We start from the raw sequence: 22711 nt of genomic DNA on the forward strand, positions 1-22711 counted from the left end.
GGCTCTGCTCGTCCGGCGGCCGTGACACCGGGGTGACACCGGGCCCGCCGGGCCCGCCGCTTCGGCGCGGGGGCTGAGGGCCCATCCTTCCACCCGGGTACGGACGGGGGGAGGGGGGTCGAACGGGTCTTCGGGCCCCGAACCTGCGACCGGGCCGCTCCCGGGGCCCGCCGTCAGGCCCCCCTCGTCCGGCCGGAGGGCGGGCGCGGCGGTGGCGGGGTGCGCTGACCGCACGGCGGAGCAGGGGCGGCGACCGCCGACCGCGCGGCGAGGCGGGTGCCTTGGCGGCGGCGGGCGGGCGGGGGATCGACGACGGGCGCCGGGGCGGCGGCCGGGAGCGCGGCCAGTGCCCGCAGCAGCGCGCGGGCGGCGGCGTCGTTCTGTCGGAATCCCGGGGAATCGGTGCGGGGCCGGGCGAAGGCGGCGGCGGCGCGCAGGCTGGTGTGCGGGCCGAGTGCGGTGCGCCGCGGGTGCGGGGCGCCGCCCAGGGCCGGGTCGAGCAGTCGGCTGTCGCCGGGGGCGATGGTGACCAGGCCGGAGCGGTGGGTGTACTCCTCGTCGGCGACCACCTCCTCCACGAGCCGCCCGGCGCGGTGCAGTTCGCGCAGCACCGGGTCGAGGGTGCGGGTCAGCTGGTGCTTGGGCAGGTACGCCTCGACCAGGGCGGTGGCGGTGATGCGGTGGCCCGGCACGGTGTCGCCGCCGGCCCGCCAGGTGCCGGTGGTCTCGTCCCGTTCGACCCGGACGCCCGCGCCCAGGAAGTGCACGATCCCGGCCTCGGAGAGGGCGAGCAGCTGGCGCAGCCGGAAGCCGGGCGGGCCGGAGGCGAGGTAGCTGAAGTAGCCGAAGAACCACCCGTCCACCTCTTCGGCGACCGAGCGGGCGGTGAGCCGGCCGGTCGCGAGGATGCGCGGGAGCTGGCCGAACAGCGAGAGCAGGGCGAGGAAGGCGCCGAGGTCGGCGCTGTGCGCGGGGTCGGCGCGGCGGTCGGCGTCGGCGGTGACGTAGGCGCGCAGGTGCTGCTGGAGTTCCTCGGCGGAGCCGAGTTCGAGGCCGGCCAGCGGGTGGTCGAGCCGTTCGAAGTCGATCCGGTCGGCCGGGTCGGGTACCGCCTCGGCGACCAGGGCGGCCAGGTCGGGGGAGTACCAGTCGTGCCGGTCGAACCGGGCCAGGAACTCCGGCCAGGGCAGCGCGGTGCGTTCGGGGTGGGCGTGGAACAGCTCGTGGTAGTGCCCGAAGGCGGTCTCCTTGGCCATCAACGGCCAGAAGTCGCGCCGGAGTTCGAGCGGCCCGTCGGTGGCGAGGACGGCGTCCACGGCGGCCGCGTCGAAGTACCGGGGGAGCGGGGCGGGCGGCCCCTGGAGTCGGTAGTCGGTCTTGGAGTGGTACGGGACGCCGCGCCGGGAGCCGAGGTGCAGCACCGGTTCGCGGCCGGACGGGCGGTAGCGCAGCCCGTCCCCGGTGGGCTCGAAGCGGCCGCCGCGCCCTTCGGCGAGCAGGGCGACCAGGTCGACGGAGGCCAGGCCGAGGCCGCGCAGCACGACGTGCTCGCCGGGGGCGATGCCGTCCAGGTCGGCGTCGGCGGAGTAGGCGGGCGGGAGGTGGAAGCGGCCGTGCCGGGCGGCGAAGTCGGCGTCGGCGGCGTACCGGGGGTGCGGGGTGGAGTCGAGGTGGCCGAGGGTGAGGGCGACGTGGTCGGCGGTGAGCGTCCGGCCGGTGAGGTGGACGGTCTGCGGGCCGCCGGGCGGGCCGTCGATCCGCCGGACGGTGTCCCGGTGCACGGTGACCGTGACGTGCGGCGGCAGGTCGGCGACGGCGCGGCGGAACGCCCAGTCCAGGTAGGCGCTCTGGGCCCGGCGGGTGGGGAAGTCGGTGGGCGCGAGGGTGTCCAGTTCGGCCCGGACGGCCGGATCGGCGACCTCCCGGTAGGGCGCGAACTCCCGCCGCCGGAGCGCCCATTGGGCCAGCGAGGGGCCCGGGCGGACCGGCCCGTCGATGGTCGAGCGCTCGTCGGTGAACATGGTGACGTCCTCGGCCATCGAGTTCATCCGCAGCAGCGGGGACTGCTCGTGGCGCCAGATCCGGCCCGCGCCGGGCGGGTGCGGGTCGACCAGGTGGACGTGCAACGGGCGTTCGGCGGGCAGGAGTTCGGCCGCGTTGGCGGCGATCCGTTCCAGCAGCCCGGTGCCCCGCGGGCCCGCGCCGACGATCACCAGGACACTCATGCGGCCACCTCGCTTCGCTCGGCAGGCGCTTCGCGCAACACGCACCTCTCGATGATTCGCTCGCTCCGCTCGCTCATGCGGCCACCTCGCTTCGCTCGGCAGGCGCTTCGCGCAACACGCACCTCTCGATGATTCGCTCGCTCCGCTCGCTCATGCCGCCACCTCGCGCAGCCGTCGCAGGGCGGCCCGGGTCCGCTGGAGCGGGGTGGGCGGCAGGCCGTCCCGGGTGGCGCCCTTGGCGTAGTGGCGCTCGACGTAGTACTGCCCGACGGACAGCAGGGTGGTGACCACCAGGTACCAGATGGTGGCGACCACCAGCATCGGGATGACTCGGTACGACTGCAGGTAGACCAGCTGTACCGAGTAGAGCAGGTCGGAGACGGCCAGCACGCTGACGATGCTGGTGCCCTTGAGCGCGCTGATCAGCATGTTCCCGGCGGTCGGCACGATCGAGCGCATCGCCTGCGGGACGACGATCCGGCGCAGCACCCGCCACCGGCCGAGGCCGAGCGCCGAGGCGGCCTCCAGCTGGCCGCGGTCGACGGACAGGATGCCGCCGCGGATCACCTCGGCGGCGTACGCGGTCTCCAGCAGGGTGAGGCCGATGACGGCGGTGAGGGTGGGGCCGATCAGGTTGACGGTCTTGACGGTGACGAACTCGGGGCCGAACGGGATGCCGAGGCCGAGGGTCGGGTAGAGCGCGCCGATGTTGAAGAAGAACAGCAGCTGCACCAGCGGCGGGGTGGAGCGGAAGATCCAGATGTAGCCCCAACTCAGGGTGCGCAGCACCGGGTTGCCGGACATCCGCATGACGGCGAGGCCGGTGCCGAGGACGAAGCCGAGGGCGAGGGTGACGGCGGTGAGCCAGAGGGTCAGGGTGAGGCCGTTGAGCACCGACCCGGCGGTGAACCAGTCGGCGACCACGTCCCACTGGAAGGCCTTGTTGCGCACCACGGAGTTGACGGCCATCGCGGTCAGCAGCAGCGCGATCCCGGCGCAGACCCACTGCCCGGGTCGGCGGCGGGCGACGATCCGGGCGCCGGGGTCGGGCGGCGGGCCGGGGCGGTCGGAGGCGGAGGCGGAGGAGGCGGCGGCGGGGGTGGGCGTGGAGCGGGCGGGGAGGAGGTCCTGCGGGCTGGCCATGGCGGCGGCTCCTGGCGGAGGTGCGGGCGGGCGGGAGGTACGGGTGTGGTCACGTACGGCCGTCGCACCGGCCCGTGTCCCTCAACACGGCCGGCGCTGTGCACTGCACTCCGCCGTGATCGTACGCATGCGCGATCGACGGCTGTCAAGGGTGGTCCGGGCCCTGACCGGGGCCCGGCGCGGACCGGTCGCAGGGCGACAGGAGATCGCAACAGAGCGGCAATGATGGATGGTTGACGGACCACTTGGCAGGCTGTTCAACTTGAGACCATGTACGCCGAGCAGCCCCTGGTCACCCGCGACCACATCGACTTCGGTCGGGTGTGGTCCGCGGCGTGTCGCGGCTGACCCGGCAGCGGGCCGCCCGTCCGGCCCTCTGATCTCCCGCGGGGAGCCCTCCCTCGGTCTGCCCCGCCGCGGGCCGGGACCAGCCGTCCGCAGCTGACGGCGTCCCAGGCGCACGCTGCCGTCCGACGACCGCGCACTGAACTCCGGCAGTACTCCCTCGTCCACGCCTGCCTCCCACCTCCTCCCGCCGCGCGAGCGCCGACCCCACCGTCGGCGCGGCCGCCGCGCACCCGTGCTCACGGCCGCCCCGCCCCGGCCGGTTCCGGCCTGCCCACCCGCAGTCCACCGGACTCCGCTCACCCCGAAAGGTTCCGCCATGCCCGTCGAATTCCTCGGTATCGCCGCCACCGGCGACGGCTCGGAGACCACCCCCCGCTCCACCGCCGCCTTCGACCGCGACTACACCCTGCGGCTGGCCCGGGCCCACGAGGACCACGGCTGGGACCGGGTGCTCTTCGCGTACGGCGCCGGCTCCCCGGAACCCGCGGCCGCGGCGGCCTTCCTCGTCTCGCACCTGGACCGGCTGCAGATCCTGCTGGCGCACCGGCCGAACGTCTCCTACCCGACCTTCGCCGCCAAGACCTTCGCGACCCTGGACCAGATCAGCGACGGGCGGCTGACCGTCCACTTCATCACCGGCGGCAGCGACCACGAGCAGCAGCGCGAGGGCGACTTCCTGTCCAAGGACGAGCGCTACGAGCGCACCCGTGAGTACATCGGCATCGTCAAGAAGGCGTGGACCAGCCGGGAGCCCTTCGACCACGAGGGCGCCCACTACCGTTTCAACGACTTCGTCTCCGACGTCTTCCCCGTCCAGCAGCCGCGCCCCGGGGTCTCCTTCGGCGGCTCCTCGGACGCCGCCTACGCGGCCGGCGGCGCCGAGGCGGACGTCTACTGCCTGTGGGGCGAGCCGCTGGCCCGCACCGCCGAGCAGATCGAGCGGGTGAAGGAGGCGGCCCGGGCCGCCGGGCGCACCGACGTGCCGCGGATCCAGGTGGCGTTCCGGCCGATCATCGCGCCGACCGAGGAACTGGCCTGGGAGAAGGCGCACCGGACGGTGGCCGCGATCAAGGCCCGCCGGGAGTCCGGGGAACTGGTCCGCCGGGGCCGCCCGCTCGGCGCCGCAGCGCCCGAAAACACTGGTTCCCAGCGGCTGATCGAGATCGCCGAGGCCGGCGAGCGCTACGACCGCGCGCTGTGGACCCCGACCGCCGCGGCCACCGGCGGGGCCGGCAACTCCAACGCCCTGGTCGGCACCCCGGAGACGGTCGCCGAGGCGCTGCTCGACTACTACGACCTCGGCGTGGACATCCTCTCCGCCCGCGGCTACCACCTGCTCGACGACGCGATCGACTTCGGCCGCCACGTCATCCCGATCGTCCGCGAGGAGGTCGCCAAGCGGGACGCCGCCAAGGCCGCGGCGGCGGCCGAGCACGCCGAGCGTGCCGAGCGGGACCGGCACCAGCTGATCGCGGTGCAGGCGTGAGCGCTCCGGACCGGGGGGCGGGCCCGGCGGCCGGGTTCCGCCGGGTCACCATCGACGACCCGCTGGTCGAGCCGCTGCTGCGCGAGCTCACCCACGAGTACGTCAGCCGCTACGGCCCCGAGGCGCACCAGGAGATGACCCGCTACCCCCGGGACGCCTTCGCCGAGCCGCACGGCGTCCTGCTGCTCCTGCTGGAGGACGGCGAGCCCGTCGCCGGCGGCGCGTACAAGCGGTACGACGAGCGCACCGCCGAGCTGAAGCGGATGTGGACGCACTCCGCGCACCGCCGCCGCGGCCTGGCCCGCCGGGTGCTGGCCGAGCTGGAGCGGACGGCGGCCGCCGCCGGCTACGCCCGGATCTACCTCACCACCGGTCCGCGCCAGCCCGAGGCCAGGGGCCTCTACCTGGCGTCCGGCTACACCCCGCTGTTCGACGTCGCCGCCGACCCCCTGACGATCGGCCCGCTCCCGTTCGAGAAGCACCTGCCGGTGCTGGCTCCGACCCCCTGAAAGGCCCCCCGTGAGAAGCACCACCGTCCGCCGCCGCCTGCTCGCGGCCACCGCCCTGCTGCCGGTGCTGGCGCTGGCCGCGTGCGGCTCGGACCCGAAGATCGCGGGCCCGGCGGGGGCGAGCGGGCCCGCCGCCACCGCCGTCTCCCAGGACGTCGTCTCCGGCCTCGCGAAGTCGGACGCCGCCGCCGCGCTGCTGCCCGAGGAGGTCCGCAAGGCCGGCACGCTGACCTTCGGCGCGTCCTTCGGCTCGCCGCCCACCGCCTTCTACGCCGACCAGGCCACCAAGAAGCCGGCCGGGATCGACGTGGACTTCACCGATGCGGTGGCCAGGCTGCTCGGGCTGACCGTGCAGCGCCAGGAGGCCGCTTTCGAGACCATCCTGCCCGCCCTGGACAGCGGCAAGTTCGACGTCGGCACCGGCAACTTCGGGGTCACCACGGCCCGGTTGAAGACCATCGACTTCGTCACCTACATCGACGACGGCCAGGGCTTCGCGGTCCGCAAGGACAACCAGGCCGTCCAGCCGGTCACCGACCTGCTCCAGCTCTGCGGGCTGACCATCGGCACCGGCGCCGGCACCACCTTCGAGACCACGCTGAACGCGAAGCGCACCGCCTGCACCGACGCCGGGAAGAAGCCGTACGAGGTCAAGGCGTTCAGCGACCCGGGGGCCGTGCTCACCGGCCTCCAGCAGGGCCGGGTCGACGTCCTGATGTCCACCATCAACGGCCTGCGCTACCAGGCCGCGCAGGAGGCCTCCGGGACGCGCTTCCTCGGCGAGTTCCACCGGTTGGACGTCGGCTTCGCGTTCAAGAAGGGCTCGAAGCTCACCCCGGCCTTCCAGGCGGCGGTCAACCAGCTGATCAAGGACGGGACGTACGAGCGGATCCTCAGGAAGTGGGGGGTCGCCGAATCGGCGATCAAGGAGTCCCTGATCAGCCCGCCCGAACACCAGTGATCCCCGGGTCTGCCGAAGGAGCCTCCCGATGACCGCCAGCACCACCGCGACGTCCCAAGCCCAGGCCCAAGCCCAAGCCCAGGCCCCGGTCCCGGTCCGGGCCGAGCGGGCACCGGCGACCGGACCCGATCCCGGTCCGGGCTCCGGCCCCCGCCTGGACCTCGACGAACTGGCCGCTCTGCGGGCCGTCCCCGCCCGGCACCCCTGGCGCTGGGGGATCGGGGTCGCCGCCCTCGTCGTGCTCGCCCAGTTCGCCCACGGCCTGGCCACCAACCCCGGCTGGGACTGGGCCACCTTCCGCCTCTACTTCACCGCCGACACGATCGTCCAGGCGGTCGGCCGCACCCTCGAACTCACCGTCTACGGCACCGGGCTGGGCTTCCTGCTGGGCGCCGTGGTGGCCGCGATGCGGTTGTCCCGCAGCGCGATCCTCCAGTCCATCGCCTGGGCGTACGTGTGGGTGTTCCGCTCGATCCCGCTGATCGTCCAGCTGGTGTTCTGGTTCAACCTGTCGTACCTCTACAAGCGGTTCGGGATCGGCATCCCGTTCGGCCCGACCTTCGGGGACTTCGAGACGGTCGGCGTGCTGAGCGCGCTCGGCGCCGCCGTGCTCGGCCTCGGGCTGCACCAGGCCGCGTTCGCCGCCGAGATCATCCGCGGCGGCGTCATCGCGGTGGACGTCGGCCAGCGGGAGGCCGCCACCGCGCTCGGCATCCCGCGCTGGCGCCAGAGCTGGCGGATCGTGCTGCCGCAGGCGATGCGCGGCATCCTGCCGGCCGCCGCCAACGAGGTGATCTCGCTGCTCAAGGGCACCTCGGTGGTCTACGTGATGGCCATCGGCGAGCTCTTCTACCAGGCCCAGGTGGTCTACGGCCGGACCGGCCGGGTGGTGCCGCTGCTGATGGTCGCCACCGTCTGGTACGTGCTGCTGACCACGGTGCTGTCCATCGGCCAGTACTACGTCGAGCGCTACTTCGCCCGCGGCGCGCAGCGCACCCCGCCGCCCACCCCGCTCCAGCGCGCCCGGGCCTTCGTCCGGAGCCTGCCCGCCCGCACGCCGACCACCCGCACGCCGACCACCCGCACGCCGACCGCCCGCGCAGCGACCGCCCGCACCACCGGAGGACGTCGATGACCACGCTCACCAGGACCGAACCGGCGGCCGCACCGATGGTGCAGGTCCGCGGCCTGCACAAGAGCTTCGGGCCACTGGAGGTGCTGCGCGGCGTCGACCTGGACGTCCCGGCCGGCTCGGTCACCGTGGTGCTCGGCCCGTCCGGCTCCGGCAAGTCCACGCTGCTGCGCGCGATCAACCACCTGGAGAAGCTCGACGGCGGCTACGTCGCCATCGACGGCGAGCTGATCGGCTACCGGCGCTCCGGCGACCGGCTGTACGAGCTCAAGGAGCGCGAGGTGCTGCGCCAGCGCACCCACATCGGCTTCGTGTTCCAGAACTTCAACCTGTTCCCGCACCTCACCGTGCTGGAGAACCTGGTCGAGGCACCGATCGCCGCGCTGCGCCGCCCCAGGGCCGAGGCCAGGGCTACGGCGCTGGCGCTGCTGGAGCGGGTCGGGCTGGCGGACAAGGCCGCCGCGTACCCCCGGCAGCTCTCCGGCGGCCAGCAGCAGCGGGTGGCGATCGCCCGGGCGCTGGCCCTGGAGCCGAAGGTGCTGCTGTTCGACGAGCCCACCTCGGCGCTCGACCCGGAGCTGGTCGGCGAGGTGCTGGACGTCATCAAGGACCTCGCCCGGACCGGCACCACCATGATCGTGGTCACCCACGAGATCGGCTTCGCCCGCGAGGTCGCCGACACCGTCGTCTTCATGGACGGCGGCGTGGTGGTCGAGCAGGGCCCGCCGGCCGAAGTCCTGGACCGCCCCCGGCACGAACGCACCCGGGCCTTCCTCGCCAAGGTGCTCTGAGCCGAGGTGCTCTGAGCCGAGGTGCTCTGAGCCGAGGTGCTCTGAGCCGAGGTGCTCCGAGCCGAGCTGCCCCGAGCCGATCTGCCCTGAGCCGAGGGCCTCCAGCCCTTCCCGCCGCACCGAAACCCCCTTCACCGAGCAGGAGTTCCGCCATGCCCCTACCCCGTCGCGCCCTCGTGACCGCCGCCGGCGCGCTCGCCGCCGCCCTCGCCCTGACCGCCTGCGGCGGCGCGTCCTCGGGGGCCACGGCGGAACTCGCCCCGGCCAAGGGCAGCACCGCGCCGAACGGCGCCGTGGTGAACCTGACGGCCGACCAGAAGCGGGTGACCACGGCCAAGGTCGACGCGATCGCGGCGCTCGTCCCGGAGGAGATCAGGAGGAGAGGGACCCTGGCCGTCGTCGACTCCCTCGGCACCACCCCGCCGCTGGACTTCTACGCCAACGACGACAGGACCATCATCGGCGTCGAGCCGGACATCGCCGCCCTGGTCGGCAACGTGCTCGGCCTCAAGGTCGAGTTCAACCCGGTCTCCTGGGAGAACATCTTCGTCGGCCTGGACAGCGGCAAGTACGACGTCGGCCTCTCCAACATCACCGTCACCGAGGCGCGCAAGGAGAAGTACGACTTCGCCACCTACCGGCTGGACGTCCTCGGCTTCGAGGCCAGGAAGGGCAGCGGTCTCAAGGTCACCGGCGCCAAGGACCTGGCGGGCAGGTCGGTGGGCGTCTCCTCCGGCACCAACCAGGAGAAGCTGCTGATCTCCTGGAGCGAGGAGAACACCAGGAACGGCCTCAAGCCGATCGACATCAAGTACTTCCAGGGCGCCGAGTTCTACCTGGCGCTCTCCTCCGGCCGGATCGACGCCTACGTCGGCCCCAATCCCAACCTGGCCTTCCACGTCGCGCAGACCGGCGAGACCGAGATCGTCGGCACCTACTCGGGCGGCGGCGCGGACGTCCTCGGCAAGATCGCCGCGACCACCCGCAAGGGCAACGGGCTGGTCCAGGCGCTCAACGGGGCGCTGAACGAGGTGATCAGGAACGGCAGTTACGGCCAGGTGCTCAAGCGCTGGGGCCTGGACAACGAGGCGGTGCCGACCTCCGAGGTCAACCCGCCCGGGTTGCCCAAGCCGTAGGGCCCGTCCGTTCACCCGTTCGCCGCCCCCCGCCGCTATGGTGACCCCTCCGATCCGACGGCGAACACCGCCCGGACACGGCGGACTTGGGGGAGGACATGCAGCAGGGGGAGGTGCTCGACGGCCGGTACCGGCTGGACGAGTGGCTGGGCAGGGGCGGCTTCGGGGTGGTCTGGAAGGCGACCGACCAGCGGCTCGACCGCGAGGTCGCGGTCAAGCTGCTGCTGGCGGAGCACGCCGCCGACCGGGAGGCCGTCGGGCGGTTCGTCCGCGAGGCCCGCACGGCCGGCGGCCTCTCCAATCCGCACATCGTGACCGTGTACGACTACGGCCTGGTCGCGACCGCCACCGGGGGGACCCACTACCTGGTGCTGGAACTGGTCCGCGGCCGGGCCCTGTCCGACATCCTCAAGGACGGCGTCCCGGATCAGGAGGCCGCGCTGAAGTGGATGCGCCAGGTCTGCAAGGCCCTGGACGCCGCGCACCGCTCGGGCGTCGTCCACCGCGACATCAAGCCCGAGAACGTGATGGTCGACGCGGGCGGCAAGGCCAAGGTGCTGGACTTCGGCATCGCCCGGCTGCTCACCCAGTCCGCGGTGCTCACCTCCACCGGCAGCGTGGTCGGCACCGTCCCGTACCTGGCGCCCGAGTGCTGGTCCGGCGCCGCCGTGGACGGTCGGGCCGACCTCTACGCGCTCGGCGTCATGCTGTACGAACTCTGCACCGGGCGGCGCCCGTTCCGCGCCTCCTCGGCCGCCGAGTACATGTACAAGCACCTGGAGGAGACCCCGCCCCGGGTGCGCAGCACCGATCCGGCGCTGGCCGACCTGGTCGCCGGGCTGCTCGCCAAACGGCCCGCGGACCGGCCGGCCACCGCCGCCGAGGTGCTGGAACGGCTGCGCCGGATCCGGCCCGGGGTGCTCCGCCCGGACGACCCCAGCCCGGAGCAGCTGCGCCGCCGGGCCGACCAGGCCTGGCTACGCGGCGCGCAGGGCGCCCCCGGGGAGGCCGTCGAGATGCTCACCGCGCTCATCCCCGACCTCGCCCGGATCTGCGGCCCGGCCGACCCGCGCACCCTGCGCACCTGCCACGACCTGGCCCTGTGGCTGGCCCAGGACGGCAGCCCGGGCGCCGCCGTCGCGCTGCTGCGCGAGCTGGCCGCGGAGCCGGCCGCCGAACCGGACGTCCGGGCCGACGCGCTGCGCGACCTCGACCGCTGGCACCGGGAGGCGGCCCGGAGCGGGCCGGGCCGGCCGCGGGCGCTGAGCCTGGCCGGCCTGCTCGGCGGCGGTCCGCAGGGCGGCTGAGGGCCCTCGGCGCCGTACGGGCGGGAGGCTGTCAACCGTGCGGGCCGCTGATTCGGCGTCTGCGGAGACTGTGGGAATTGAGAGGAATCCGCCCACCGGGACGGTCTGGTTCACGGCCGGCGGCGTTGATATACCTCGTTGCCAGAGTCGGGTGCGGTGTCTTCGGCCGCCCCGGTGAGCTGCGACGAAAAGGCTGGTGACGGATCGATGAAGCTCCTCCGCGTCGGACCCCCGGGCGCCGAGCGCCCGGTCGTGCTGGGCCAGGACGGCATCGGGTACGACCTCTCCGGGCGTGCCCGGGACATTGACGGGGCCTTCCTGGCCGGGCTGGACGCCGCCGCCCTGGCGCGGGACGTGGCCGCCGGGGCGCTGCCCCGGGTGGACCTCGCCGGGCAGCGGGTGGGCGCGCCGGTCGCCCGCCCGGGCAAGGTGGTCGGCATCGGGCTCAACTACCGCGACCACGCCGCCGAGGCCGGGGTCGCGCCCCCGGACGAGCCGGTGATCTTCCTCAAACCGAGCTGCACCGTGGTCGGCCCGTACGACGAGGTGCTGGTGCCGCGTGGCGGCGAGAAGACCGACTACGAGGCCGAGCTGGCCGTCGTGATCGGCCGCACCGCCCGCTACCTGGCCGGGCACGAGGAGGCCGCGGCGGTGATCGCCGGCTACACGATCGCCAACGACGTCACCGAACGGGCCTTCCAGTTCGAGCGCGGCGGCCAGTGGGACAAGGGCAAGTCGGCGGAGACCTTCACCCCGCTGGGGCCCTGGCTGGTCACCGCGGACGAGGTGGCCGACCCGCAGCAGCTGCCGCTGCGGCTGTGGGTCAACGGCGGGCTGCGGCAGGACGGCAACACCGGCAAGATGATCTTCCCGGTGCTCGAACTGGTCCGCTACGTCAGCCAGTTCATGGTCCTGGAGCCGGGCGACGTGATCGTCACCGGCACCCCGGCCGGCGTCACCCTGGGCCACCCCGGCGCGCCGTTCCTGGCCCCGGGCGACATCGTCGAGATCGAGATCGAGGGCCTCGGCCGCCAGCGGCAGGTCCTCGGCAAGGCGTAGGGCGTGCCTGACACTCCCTGACAACCCCGCCGGCGCGGCACCGGCCGCCCCGACCCCGGGCACGGGGGTCGGGTCACCGGGCCGCCAGCACCTCGCGCAGCCGCTCGGCCCGCGACGCCTGCGGCCCCTCCAGCGCGAGCAGCACGGCCAGCACCTGCGCGGTCTGCGGGTCGTGCAGCGCGGTCGCCGCCGCCATCGCCGTGAACTGGTCCACCAGCCAGTCGCGCAGCTCGCCCACCGGCAGCGTGCGCCCCTCGTCCAGCCAGGTCAGCGACGCGCCCTCGACCACCGCGATCCACGAGCGCACCAGCAGTGTCAGCCGGGGCCCGGCCTCCCGCACGCCGAGGTGCCGCAGGGTCCGCTTGAGCGCCGCCCGCCGGACGTCGTCGACGATCGCCGAGGTGCGGGCCGTCTCCACCACCGAACCGCCGCGCAGCAGCGCCGAGTAGCCGGCGTCGTGCTCGGCCACGAAGGCGAAGTAGCCGTCCAGGACGGCCGCCAGCTGCTCGGACGGGGTCCCGGCCAGCTGGACGGTGAAGCGGCTGGTCAGCTCGTCGGCCGCGCTGCGCAGCGCGGCCTCGTACAGCTGCTGCTTGCCGCCCGCGAAGTAGCGGTAGACCAGCGGGCGGGAGGCCCCGGCGGCCTCGGCGACGTCGTCCAGGCCCACCTCCTCGGGCGGCCGGGCGGCGAACAGTTCCAGGGCGACCGCGATCAGCTGTTCGCGGCGCTGCTGCACCGGCAGCCGCCGGTAGCCGGTGCGGCGCGGGCGGGGGCCGGGTGCGGCCGGGGCGGGCACCTGGTCGGTTGCCGTGGCGGGGCGGGCTTCCATGGCGGTCAGCGTAATGGGCGTGGGCCCGATCGGATCCTGTCGCGCGCGGCGGTTTCCCGAACGTGTGTTTGTGTGGGCCCGCCCGGCGGCGGTCGGCCGGTGCATGTCACCGATCGCCCGGTAAAGGCTTGCAATCGGCCCTCGCCGCGCCATGATGTCCGAATGGTTGAAGAACTGATCACCTCCGACGCCACCACCCCGCGCCGCGTCGCCGACGGTTACGTCCGGGCCCTGGCCGAACTCGACCCGCTGACCGCGGTCTACCTGGGGTTCAGCCCCGAGGACGACCGGCTGCCCGACCTCTCGCCGGTCGGCGCCGAGGCGATCGCCGACCTCGGCCGCCGCACCCTGGCGGCCCTCGCCGAGGCCGAACGCTCCGACGCCGCGCAGGACGAGGCGGAGCGCCGCTGCGCCCGGCTGCTGCGCGAGCGGCTGACCGCCGCACTCGCCGTCCACGAGGCCGGGGAGAACTTCCGCGCGGTGCGCAACCTGGGCTCCCCGGTGCACGAGGTCCGGGACGTCTTCACCCTGATGGGGACGGACACCGAGGCCGAGTGGCAGGTGGTCGGCCGCCGGCTGGCCCGCGTCCCGCTCGCGCTGGCGCAGTACCGGGAGACGCTGGCCGCCGGCATCGAGCGCGGCCTGCTGTCCGGCCCGCGCCAGGTGGCCACCGTGGTCGGGCAGCTCGGCGAGTGGCTGGAGGGGGACGTGCCCGGCGGCTGGTTCGGCGCGTTCGTCCAGGGCGCGCCGGAGGGCCTGCGCGCCGAGCTGTCCGGGCCCGCGCTGGCCGCCGGGGAGGCGCTGGCCGCCCTGCGCGACTGGCTGCGCGACGTCTACGGCCCGGCCGCCGCCGACACCTCCGACACCACCGGCCGCGAGCGCTACCGCCGCTTCGTCCGCTTCTGGACCGGCTCCGACCTGGACCTGGACGAGGCCTACGCATGGGCCTGGGGCGAGTTCCGCGACCTGCTCGCGCAGATGGAGGCCGAGGCCGAGAAGGTCCGCCCCGGCGCCGGCCCGATGGCGGCGATGAAGTGGCTGGAGGCGGACGGCCCGGCCGTGGAGGGCGCCGAGGCCACCCGGGTGTACCTCCAGGAGCTGATGGACCAGGCGGTCCGGGACCTCCAGGGCACCCACTTCGACCTGGCCGAGCCGATCACCCGGGTCGAGTCGAGGATCGCCCCGCCCGGCAGTGCGGCCGCGCCGTACTACAGCGCGCCCTCGCTGGACTTCAGCCGCCCCGGGCGGACCTGGCTGCCGGCGCTCGGCCGGGAGCGCTTCCCGGTCTGGGACCTGGTCTCCACCTGGTACCACGAGGGCGTCCCGGGCCACCACCTGCAGCTCGCGCAGTGGAACTACGTCGCGGACCGGCTCTCCACCTACCAGGTCAGCCTGGGCGGGGTGAGCGCCAACCTGGAGGGCTGGGCGCTGTACGCCGAGCGCCTGATGGACGAGCTCGGCTACCTCACCGACCCGGGCCACCGCCTCGGCTACCTCAACGCGCAGATGATGCGCGCGCTGCGGGTGATCGTCGACATCGGCATGCACGCGGGCCTGGACTTCCCGGCCGACTCCCCGTACCTGCCGGGCGAGCCGGTCAGCCCGGAGGCGGCCCGGGAGTTCTTCGGCCGGTACTGCGGCCTGACCCCCGACTACCTGGACAGCGAGCTGGTCCGCTACCTGGGCATGCCCGGCCAGGCGATCGGCTACAAGCTGGGCGAGCGCGCCTGGCTGCGCGGCCGGGCGGCGGCGCGGGCGGCGCACGAGGCGCGCGGCGAGGAGTTCGACCTCAAGGCCTGGCACATGGCGGCGCTCTCGCAGGGCTCGCTGGGGCTGGACGACCTGGTCGAGGAGCTGTCCGCACTGTAGGTCGGCCGCCGGCCCCGGGCCTCGTCCGCGAGTCCCGGGGCCGCTGGTCCTTTGGCCCGAAAAGGTCGATTTGGTGAGGTTTTTCCTTGCCATCCGTCCGTGCGGGAGCTTCGCTTGAAGGCGACTGCGTGACTTCCCCGACTGCGTGACCCCTCCGTACCCCTCCGGAAGGCTGACCAGTGTCTGCGCGAACCGCCACCGGTCATGAGAACGCGGACAGCCGCCGCTGGTGGGCGCTGGCGGTCATCGCCGTCGCCCAGCTCATGATCGTCCTCGACGTCACCATCGTGAACATCGCGCTGCCGTCGGCCCAGCGGGACCTGGGCATCTCCGACGCCGACCGGCAATGGGTGATCACCGCCTACACGCTCGCCTTCGGCGGCCTGCTGCTGCTCGGCGGACGGCTGGGCGACCTCTTCGGCCGCAAACGCGTCTTCACCGTCGGCCTGCTGGGTTTCGCCGCCGCCTCCGCCCTCGGCGGCTCGGCGGACGGCCCGGCCATGCTCTTCGGTGCCCGCGCCCTCCAGGGCGGGTTCAGCGCCCTGCTCGCCCCCTCGGCCCTGGGACTGCTCTCCACCACCTTCACGGACCCCAGGGAGCGCAGTACGGCCTTCGGCGTCTTCGGCGCGATCGCCGCCGGCGGCTCCGCCCTCGGCCTGATCCTGGGCGGGCTGCTGACCGAGTACCTGGACTGGCGCTGGTGCCTGTTCGTCAACGTCCCGATCGCCGCCGCCGCGGCCCTCGCGGCCACCTGCCTCCTGGAGCGCGACCACGCCGCCGGGGGGCGCCGGGTCCGGCTCGACCTGCCCGGCGCGCTGCTCGGCTGCGGCGGCCTGCTGGCGATCGTCTTCGGCACCTCCGAGGCCGTCACCCGGACCTGGGGCGACGGGCTGGTGCTCGGCTCGCTGGCCCTCGGCCTGGTGCTGCTCGCGGTGTTCGTCCTGGTCGAGAGGCGCACCGCGCACCCGCTGCTGCCGCTGCACATCGTCGCCGACCGCAACCGCGGCGGGGCCGCCCTCTCGGTCGGCCTGGCCATGATCGGCATGTTCGGCCTGTTCCTCTTCCTCACCTACTACCTCCAGGTCATCAAGCACTTCTCGCCGGTGCTGTCGGGCGTCTCCTTCCTGCCCATGACGGCCGCCATCGTGCTCAGCTCGACCGGCTTCGCGGCCCGGCTGATGACCAGGGTGCCGACCCGGAACCTGGTCTGCCCCGGGCTGCTGCTCGCCGCGGCCGGCATGGCCTGGCTGACCCGGATGACGGTGGACAGCCCGTGGGCCGGCACGGTACTGCCCGCCGAGCTGCTGCTCGGCTCCGGCATGGGCCTGGTCTTCATGCCGTCGATGAACCTGGCCACCCTCGGGGTCTCCCCGCGCGAGGCGGGCGCGGCCTCGGCCACCATCAACTCGGCCCAGCAGGTGGGTGGTTCGTTCGGCACGGCGTTGCTGAACACGGTCGCGGCCAGTGCCACCGCGTCGTTCCTGGCGACCCGGATCGCCTCGTCGCCGGTGGTGCGGGCCCAGGCCACGGTGCACGGCTACGTGGTCGCGAACTGGGTGTCGACGGGCGTCCTGCTGCTGGCCGCGCTGATCGCCTTCCGGGTGATCGACCACCGGCCGGCGCCCGCCGTGACGACCGTCGCCCCGGTCGAGGCGCAGGCGGGGGCCCACCCGGCCGTCCCGGCAGAGCCCCGACGAGAACCCTGAAATTTTCAGCAAGACCTTGCAGTCAACCTCCGGCGCCTGCTTGACTCCTGGCCACCGTCCAGGGACCGAGGAGGCGCCGTCGTGCTGCCCGAGTTCGACCTGCTCGTCGTCGGCGGCTCCGGCGTCGACACCATCGTCCGGGTGGACCGGCTGGAGGTCCCGCCCGGCGACTCGCTGTTCGTCGGACCCGTCCGCGACTACGTCGGCCACACCGGCAACGGCGTCGCCCTCGGCGCCCACCGCCTCGGCCTGCGCACCGCCTTCCTCGACTTCCTCGGCGACGACCCGCAGGGCGCCCTGGTCCGCGCCTCCTACGAGCACCACGGCCTGCACTTCGCGCACCTGGTGAGCCCGCACGGCACCCCGCGCGGGGTCAACCTGGTGGACGCCGCCGGCCGCCGGTTCTCCTTCTTCGACGGCCGCCACCCCGCCGACCTGCGGCTGCCGCCCGAGTTCTACCTGCCGTACGCGCGGCGCAGCCGGCACGTCCACCTCTCCATCACCGGCGTCAACCGGGACATGTACGCCGACCTCCACCGGCTCGGCCGCACCACCTCCACCGACCTGCACGACTGGGACGGCAGCAACCCGCACCACCGCGACTACGCGCTCGGCTCGGACCTGGTGTTCCTCTCGGTGGCCGGCTGCCGCGGCCGGCACGAGCAGGTGATGCGCGCGATCCTCGCCGAGGGCCGCGCCGGTGTCGTCACCGCCACCGCGGGCGCCGACGGCTGCTACCTGCTCACCCGGGACGACGACGAGGTGCGCCACCTGCCGGCCGTCGACCCGGGCCGCCCGGTGGTGGACACCAACGGCGCCGGGGACGCCTTCGTCGCGGGCTTCCTCGCCTCCTGGTTCCGGGGCCGCCCGCCGCTGGAGTGCGCCCGGGCCGGCTCGGTCGCCGGTGCCTTCACCTGCACCGTCGCCGGGACGCACACCGCCTTCATCGGGGCCGAGGAACTGGGGAGCGCGCTGGACCGCTTACGCGCCGACGGGTGAGCTTTTTCTCATGGATATCCCAGCCACCGGTAACGACCTTTCCAGGCTGAAGCGGCATAGTCGTTGATCGCACGCAGCCCCCGGGAAGCCGTCGATCACTGGCAGGAGAGACAGACATGGGTCAGCACAGCCGCCCGACGTCGCGCCGCCGCCGCAGCCTTCTGGGGCCGACCCTGTTCACCGCGCTCTCGGCGGTGGTGGTGGCCGCCGTGGTCACCGGCACGCACGGGCTGAGCCTGTCCGACGCGACGGCCGCCGGGAAGGCGGCCCGCAGCTCCCGGGCCGCCGTCGCGCCGGCCGCGACCGCGCCCGCGTCCGAGGCGCCCGCCGCACCCGCACCGGTCGACGCCCCCGCTCCGACCGACAGCCCCTCCGCCGCCCCGACGGACGGCCCGACGGACGGCCCGACCGGCAGTGCGGGCGCCGGCGCGAGCGCCGACCCGGGCAGCGCCCCGGCGGCCACCCCGACGCCCTCCGCGCCGGCCACCCCCGACACCCGCGGCGTCGTCCTCGGCACCACCGCCACCGCCGCCGCCACCCCCGAAGCGGCCACCGTGGGCGCGCTGTTCAGCGGCGCCGCGGCGGCCGGCAACCACTTCTGCACCGCCAGCGTGCTGCACAGTCCCGGCGGCAACCTGCTGCTGACCGCCGCGCACTGCCTCGGCAGCGCCGGCGGCGTCACCTTCGTCCCCGGCTACCGGGACGGCTCCGCCCCGTACGGCAGCTGGCAGGTCACCGCGGTCCACACCACCACCGGCTGGTCCCAGAAGGGCGACCAGGACGAGGACTTCGCCATCCTGGAGACGGCCCCGAACAACGGCCGCAACGTCGAGGACGTGGTCGGCGGCAACCGGCTCGGCGCCGACGAGCCCTTCGGCGCCACCGTCCGCCTCTACGGCTACCCCGGCGACGCCGAGGAGCCCCTCCTGTGCACCAACACCACCGGCCGGCAGAGCACCTACCAGCGCGTCATCGACTGCCCCGCCTACCCGTCCGGCACCAGCGGCGGCCCCTGGATCAACGTCGCCACCGGCGACGTGGTCGGCGCCATCGGCGGCTACCAGCAGGGCGGCGACAGCGACGACGTGTCCTACAGCGCCTACTTCGACCACACCATCGCCGGGCTGGTCTCCCAGGTCGAGGGCACCTCGTCCTGAGCCCGGTCGGGCCCGCAGCGCGCGCCGCCGACCGGGCCCGGACATGACGAAGGCCCAGATCCGTGGATCAACTCCACTGATCTGGGCCTCAGTTGCACTTCTTGCGAAGTGCCCCCGGTAGGATTCGAACCTACGCACCCGCCTCCGGAGGGCGGTGCTCTATCCCCTGAGCTACGGGGGCCTGCTCGATGTCGTCGGCGTTTCGGCCTCCGACTTGAAGAACACTACCAGGCTCCGGGCGTGGTCCGTGCACGGGTTTGCGGCGGGGGAGCAGGAGCGGGTGCGGGGTGCGTCGGCGGCGGGCGCGGGGGCGGTGGAAGTGCCCAAAGGCCGGACGGGGCGGCGGGGGCGCCGATACCCTCGGTGAGGTGTCGGGAGTGTCCGGGCGGGTCCTCGTGGTGGACGACAGCGAGGTGATCCGCCAGCTGATCAGGGTCAACCTGGAGCTTGAGGGCTTCGAGGTGGTGACCGCCGCCGACGGCGCCGAGTGCCTGGAGGTGGTCCGCCGGGTGAAGCCGGACGTGGTGACGTTGGACGTGATGATGCCGCGCCTGGACGGCCTGCGGACGGCGGCCCGGCTGCGCGCGACCCCGGGGACCAGCCGGCTGCCGATCGCGATCGTGAGCGCCTGCACCCCGGCCGATCTGGACCTGGGGGAGGCCGTCGGGGTGGACGGCTACCTCGGCAAGCCCTTCGACCCGGCCGATCTGGTGGCGCTGGTGCGGCGGCTGATGACCCTGGGCGGACAGCCGAGCGGGTTTCGCCCTGAGCGAACAGAGCGGACGGATCGAGGCTGACACCGCTGACGGGAGCGCCCGCGGGCGTCCCGACCGGCAAACCGGGTGGCGGGCGGGTACCCCGTCTCGCCTACGCTTGGCGTCGTGACACCCGCAGAGCTTTCCCAGGCAGTCCAGGCCGCAGTGAGCGCCGCCGTCGAGGCGGGCGAGCTGACCGTCGCCGTGCCCGAGCACGTGACGGTCGAGCGACCCAAGAACAGGGACCACGGCGACTACGCGATCAACGTGGCCCTCCAGCTCGCCAAGGCGGCCGGCCGCCCGCCGCGAGCCGTGGCGGAACTGCTGGCCGACCGCCTGCGAGGGATCACCGGCGTCGCCAAGGTCGACATCGCCGGGCCGGGCTTCCTGAACATCACCATGGACGCCGCGACCCAGGGCGCGCTGGCGCGCACCATCGTCGAGACGGGCGAGGCCTACGGGCGCAACGAGGCGCTCAAGGGCCTGAAGATCAACCTGGAGTTCGTCTCCGCCAACCCGACCGGCCCGATCCACATCGGCGGCGTCCGCTGGGCCGCCGTCGGCGACTCGCTGGCGCGCGTGCTGCGGGCCAGCGGCGCCGACGTCACCACCGAGTACTACCTGAACGACGCCGGCGTGCAGATCTCCAAGTTCGCCGGCTCGCTGAAGGCCGCCGCGAACGGTCAGCCCGTCCCCGCCGACGGCTACGTGGGCGAGTACATCGGCGACATCGCCAAGGCGATCACCGACGGCGTCCCGGGCGTGCTCGACCTGCCCGACGCCGAGCAGCTGGAGGCCTTCCGCACCGAGGGCCTCAAGCTCATGGTGGCCGAGATCCAGCGCTCGATGCAGGAGTTCGGCACCCACTTCGACGTCTGGTTCTCGGAGAAGTCGCTGCACGACTCCGGCGCGGTCGAGAAGGCCATGGACCGGCTGCGCGAGCAGGGCCACGTCTTCGAGCAGGACGGCGCGGTCTTCCTGCGCACCACCGACTTCGGCGACGACAAGGACCGCGTCCTGGTCAAGGCCGACGGCGAGACCACCTACTTCGCCGCCGACGCCGCGTACTACCTGTCGAAGCGGGACCGCGGTGCCGAGGTCTCCGTCTACATGCTGGGCGCCGACCACCACGGCTACGTCAACCGGCTGAAGGCCATCGTGGCCTGCGCGGGCGACGACATGGACCGCAACATCGAGGTCAAGATCGGCCAGTTCGTGAAGATGCTTCGCGACGGCGAAGAGGTCCGCATGTCCAAGCGGGCCGGCAACATCATCACGATCGACGACGTGATCGAGTGGATCGGCGTGGACGCCGCCCGCTACACCCTGACGCGGTCCCCCACGGACTCCACCATCACGCTCGACATCAACGTGCTGACCAGCCAGTCCAACGAGAACCCGGTCTACTACGTCCAGTACGCGCACACCCGGATGTGCGGCGTGGCCCGCAAGGCCGCGCAGCTCGGCGTCGACAAGGGCGCGGCGCAGGACTTCAAGCCCGAGCTGCTCGCCACCGAGTGGGAGAACGACATCCTCGGTGCCCTCGGCGAGTTCCCGCGGGTCCTGGCCACGGCCGGCGAACTGCGCGAGCCGCACCGGGTCGCCCGCTACCTGGAGGTCCTGGCGGGCAAGTACCACCGCCTGTACGAGAACTGCATGTTCCTGCCCAAGGGCGACGAGGAGCTCACGGACACGCACCGCGCCCGGCTCTGGCTGGTCGAGGCCACGCGAACGGTGATGGCCAACGGCCTGACGCTCCTGGGCGTCACGGCGCCCGAGCGGATGTAGGCACCACCCCCAAGTGCGCAGCGGGGGCGGCTGACGGTCAACGGAGACCGTCGCCGCCCCTCGCCATAGGTCAAGGAAGCAGGACATGTCTCGCTCCGCACACCCCGCAGGCCCCCGTCACGGTGACGTGCTGCCCGAGGGCCACTACTCCGCCCCGCCGGCCGACCTGAACGCGCTCGACCCCAAGGTCTGGTCGTGCACCGTCGCCCGCGACGCCGAGGGCGTGGCCACCGTCGGCGGGATCGACGTCAAGTCCCTGGCGGCCGAGTTCGGCACGCCGGCCTACGTGCTCGACGAGGACGACTTCCGGGCCCGGGCGCGGGCCTGGCGCGACGCCTTCGGCACCGAGGCGGACGTCTTCTACGCCGGCAAGGCGTTCCTCTCCAAGGCGATCGTGCGCTGGTTGCACGAGGAGGGCCTGAACCTCGACGTGTGCAGCTCCGGCGAGCTGACGGTGGCGCTGGCCGCCGGGATGCCGCCGCAGCGGATCGCGCTGCACGGCAACAACAAGACGGCGGACGAGCTCGAACACGCGGTGAAGACCGGCGTCGGGCGCATCGTGGTCGACTCCTACGAGGAGATCGAGCGGCTGGCCGCCGTCACGGCCCGCCAGGGCGTCCGCCAGCAGGTGCTGATCCGGATCACCGTCGGCGTCGAGGCGCACACCCACGAGTTCATCGCCACGGCGCACGAGGACCAGAAGTTCGGGTTGTCGCTGGGCAACGGGTCCGCGGCCGAGGCGGTGCGCCGGGTGCTCGGGCACGAGGGCCTGGAGCTGCGCGGCATCCACTCGCACATCGGCTCGCAGATCTTCGACACCGCCGGTTTCGAGGTGGCCGCCCGCCGGGTGGTCGGCCTGCTGGCCGAGATCCGCGACGAGCACGGCGTCGAGCTGCCCGAGATCGACCTGGGCGGCGGCCTGGGCATCGCGTACACCAGCGAGGACGACCCGCGCGAGCCGGCCGAGATCGCGGCCGCGCTGGCCGACATCGTGCGCCGCGAGTGCGCCGCCGCGAACCTGGACACCCCCCGGCTGAGCGTGGAGCCGGGCCGGGCGATCGTCGGCCCGACGGCGTTCACGCTGTACGAGGTCGGCACCGTCAAGCCGCTGGAGGGCCTGCGCACCTACGTCAGCGTGGACGGCGGGATGTCCGACAACATCCGGACCGCGCTGTACGACGCCGAGTACTCGGTGGCCCTGGTGTCGCGCCGCAGCGACGCCGAGCCGATGCTGGTGCGGGTGGTCGGCAAGCACTGCGAGTCCGGCGACATCGTGGTCCGGGACGCCTTCCTGCCGGCCGACCTGGCCCCGGGCGACCTGGTCGCGGTGCCCGCCACCGGCGCGTACTGCCGCTCGATGGCGAGCAATTACAACCACGCCCTGAAGCCTCCCGTGCTGGCCGTCAAGGACGGTGCCGCGCGGGTGATCGTCCGGCGCGAGACGGAGGAGGATCTCCTGCGTCTCGATATCGGATGACGAAATCCTTGTCTCAGATCATGGAACGACCGTA

General features: G+C 73.5%; 18 protein-coding genes and 1 tRNA gene. 15 read left to right on the forward strand and 4 right to left on the reverse strand.

What is annotated here, in order from left to right:
• Positions 1-173: 173 nt before the first annotated feature.
• Entirely contained in the window at positions 174-2225 is a 2052-nt protein-coding gene (locus ACFWPI_RS13165; protein ID WP_380372589.1) for an FAD/NAD(P)-binding protein, read from the reverse strand.
• A 150-nt stretch (positions 2226-2375) separates the two neighbouring features.
• The gene (locus tag ACFWPI_RS13170) at positions 2376-3368 is read right to left on the reverse strand and encodes an amino acid ABC transporter permease (RefSeq protein ID WP_380372592.1); all 993 of its coding nucleotides are present in this window, start codon (positions 3366-3368) and stop codon (positions 2376-2378) included.
• Between the two features lie 664 nt (positions 3369-4032).
• On the opposite strand from ACFWPI_RS13170, the gene ACFWPI_RS13175 reads away from it, so the two are divergent.
• The 8 genes from ACFWPI_RS13175 to ACFWPI_RS13210 all read left to right on the forward strand — a co-directional run bounded on the left by ACFWPI_RS13175 (position 4033) and on the right by ACFWPI_RS13210 (position 12097).
• Positions 4033-5202 (forward strand): LLM class flavin-dependent oxidoreductase, encoded by a 1170-nt coding sequence (locus tag ACFWPI_RS13175; RefSeq protein WP_380372595.1) that lies wholly within the window; start codon positions 4033-4035, stop codon positions 5200-5202.
• The gene (locus ACFWPI_RS13180; RefSeq protein ID WP_380372598.1) at positions 5199-5711 is read left to right on the forward strand and encodes a GNAT family N-acetyltransferase; all 513 of its coding nucleotides are present in this window, start codon (positions 5199-5201) and stop codon (positions 5709-5711) included. Before ACFWPI_RS13175 ends, ACFWPI_RS13180 begins: the two co-directional genes overlap by 4 nt.
• Positions 5712-5721: 10 nt before the next feature.
• Positions 5722-6672, forward strand: coding sequence for an ABC transporter substrate-binding protein (locus tag ACFWPI_RS13185; RefSeq protein WP_063347827.1), 951 nt, complete (start codon positions 5722-5724; stop codon positions 6670-6672).
• A 28-nt stretch (positions 6673-6700) separates the two neighbouring features.
• Entirely contained in the window at positions 6701-7807 is a 1107-nt protein-coding gene (locus ACFWPI_RS13190) for an amino acid ABC transporter permease (RefSeq protein WP_380372602.1), read from the forward strand.
• A complete protein-coding gene (locus ACFWPI_RS13195) occupies positions 7804-8595 on the forward strand; it encodes an amino acid ABC transporter ATP-binding protein (RefSeq protein ID WP_350879624.1) in 792 nt (263 codons plus the stop codon). The genes ACFWPI_RS13190 and ACFWPI_RS13195 overlap by 4 nt, the downstream gene beginning before the upstream one ends.
• Before the next feature lie 152 nt (positions 8596-8747).
• A complete protein-coding gene (locus ACFWPI_RS13200) occupies positions 8748-9731 on the forward strand; it encodes an ABC transporter substrate-binding protein (RefSeq protein WP_380372606.1) in 984 nt (327 codons plus the stop codon).
• 98 nt (positions 9732-9829) lie between these two features.
• Entirely contained in the window at positions 9830-11038 is a 1209-nt protein-coding gene (locus ACFWPI_RS13205) for a serine/threonine-protein kinase (RefSeq protein ID WP_363371862.1), read from the forward strand.
• A 207-nt stretch (positions 11039-11245) separates the two neighbouring features.
• On the forward strand, positions 11246-12097 hold the full coding sequence (locus tag ACFWPI_RS13210) for a fumarylacetoacetate hydrolase family protein (RefSeq protein ID WP_380372610.1): 852 nt from the start codon (positions 11246-11248) through the stop codon (positions 12095-12097).
• 73 nt (positions 12098-12170) lie between these two features.
• Here the strand turns inward: ACFWPI_RS13210 and ACFWPI_RS13215 are convergent, their stop codons facing one another.
• Positions 12171-12926 (reverse strand): TetR/AcrR family transcriptional regulator, encoded by a 756-nt coding sequence (locus ACFWPI_RS13215; RefSeq protein WP_380372613.1) that lies wholly within the window; start codon positions 12924-12926, stop codon positions 12171-12173.
• 162 nt (positions 12927-13088) lie between these two features.
• Between ACFWPI_RS13215 and ACFWPI_RS13220 the strand changes: the two genes are divergently transcribed.
• From ACFWPI_RS13220 to ACFWPI_RS13235, 4 genes are all read left to right on the forward strand, one after another.
• Positions 13089-14795 (forward strand): DUF885 domain-containing protein, encoded by a 1707-nt coding sequence (locus ACFWPI_RS13220; RefSeq protein ID WP_380372616.1) that lies wholly within the window; start codon positions 13089-13091, stop codon positions 14793-14795.
• A gap of 179 nt (positions 14796-14974) precedes the next feature.
• Complete coding sequence (locus tag ACFWPI_RS13225) at positions 14975-16501, forward strand: MFS transporter (protein ID WP_380372619.1); 1527 nt, start codon at positions 14975-14977, stop codon at positions 16499-16501.
• 81 nt (positions 16502-16582) lie between these two features.
• A complete protein-coding gene (locus ACFWPI_RS13230) occupies positions 16583-17500 on the forward strand; it encodes a carbohydrate kinase family protein (RefSeq protein ID WP_380336769.1) in 918 nt (305 codons plus the stop codon).
• Positions 17501-17616: 116 nt separating this feature from the next.
• A complete protein-coding gene (locus ACFWPI_RS13235; protein ID WP_380372623.1) occupies positions 17617-18657 on the forward strand; it encodes a trypsin-like serine protease in 1041 nt (346 codons plus the stop codon).
• A gap of 109 nt (positions 18658-18766) precedes the next feature.
• Here the strand turns inward: ACFWPI_RS13235 and ACFWPI_RS13240 are convergent.
• A tRNA-Arg gene (locus tag ACFWPI_RS13240) sits at positions 18767-18838 on the reverse strand.
• 196 nt (positions 18839-19034) lie between these two features.
• Here ACFWPI_RS13240 and ACFWPI_RS13245 point away from each other — a divergent pair.
• From ACFWPI_RS13245 to lysA, 3 genes are all read left to right on the forward strand, one after another.
• Positions 19035-19454, forward strand: coding sequence for a PleD family two-component system response regulator (locus tag ACFWPI_RS13245; protein ID WP_063347820.1), 420 nt, complete (start codon positions 19035-19037; stop codon positions 19452-19454).
• 84 nt (positions 19455-19538) lie between these two features.
• Positions 19539-21200: an arginine--tRNA ligase gene (gene argS / locus ACFWPI_RS13250; protein ID WP_380372626.1), complete on the forward strand. Its 1662-nt coding sequence runs from the start codon at positions 19539-19541 to the stop codon at positions 21198-21200.
• A gap of 85 nt (positions 21201-21285) precedes the next feature.
• Positions 21286-22677, forward strand: coding sequence for a diaminopimelate decarboxylase (lysA, locus tag ACFWPI_RS13255; RefSeq protein ID WP_380336760.1), 1392 nt, complete (start codon positions 21286-21288; stop codon positions 22675-22677).
• Positions 22678-22711: the final 34 nt, after the last annotated feature.

The sequence above is a fragment of the Kitasatospora sp. NPDC058492 genome (assembly GCF_042720685.1).
Lineage (GTDB): Bacteria > Actinomycetota > Actinomycetes > Streptomycetales > Streptomycetaceae > Kitasatospora.

Coding starts and splice junctions, on each gene's coding strand:
- ACFWPI_RS13200 (WP_380372606.1), top strand. CDS start 8,748: ATGCCCCTACCCCGTCGCGCCCTCGTGACCGCCGCCGGCGCGCTCGCC.
- ACFWPI_RS13220 (WP_380372616.1), top strand. CDS start 13,089: ATGGTTGAAGAACTGATCACCTCCGACGCCACCACCCCGCGCCGCGTC.
- ACFWPI_RS13165 (WP_380372589.1), bottom strand. CDS start 2,225: ATGAGTGTCCTGGTGATCGTCGGCGCGGGCCCGCGGGGCACCGGGCTG.
- ACFWPI_RS13210 (WP_380372610.1), top strand. CDS start 11,246: ATGAAGCTCCTCCGCGTCGGACCCCCGGGCGCCGAGCGCCCGGTCGTG.
- lysA (WP_380336760.1), top strand. CDS start 21,286: ATGTCTCGCTCCGCACACCCCGCAGGCCCCCGTCACGGTGACGTGCTG.
- ACFWPI_RS13190 (WP_380372602.1), top strand. CDS start 6,701: ATGACCGCCAGCACCACCGCGACGTCCCAAGCCCAGGCCCAAGCCCAA.
- ACFWPI_RS13215 (WP_380372613.1), bottom strand. CDS start 12,926: ATGGAAGCCCGCCCCGCCACGGCAACCGACCAGGTGCCCGCCCCGGCC.
- ACFWPI_RS13235 (WP_380372623.1), top strand. CDS start 17,617: ATGGGTCAGCACAGCCGCCCGACGTCGCGCCGCCGCCGCAGCCTTCTG.
- ACFWPI_RS13195 (WP_350879624.1), top strand. CDS start 7,804: ATGACCACGCTCACCAGGACCGAACCGGCGGCCGCACCGATGGTGCAG.
- ACFWPI_RS13205 (WP_363371862.1), top strand. CDS start 9,830: ATGCAGCAGGGGGAGGTGCTCGACGGCCGGTACCGGCTGGACGAGTGG.
- ACFWPI_RS13175 (WP_380372595.1), top strand. CDS start 4,033: ATGCCCGTCGAATTCCTCGGTATCGCCGCCACCGGCGACGGCTCGGAG.
- ACFWPI_RS13170 (WP_380372592.1), bottom strand. CDS start 3,368: ATGGCCAGCCCGCAGGACCTCCTCCCCGCCCGCTCCACGCCCACCCCC.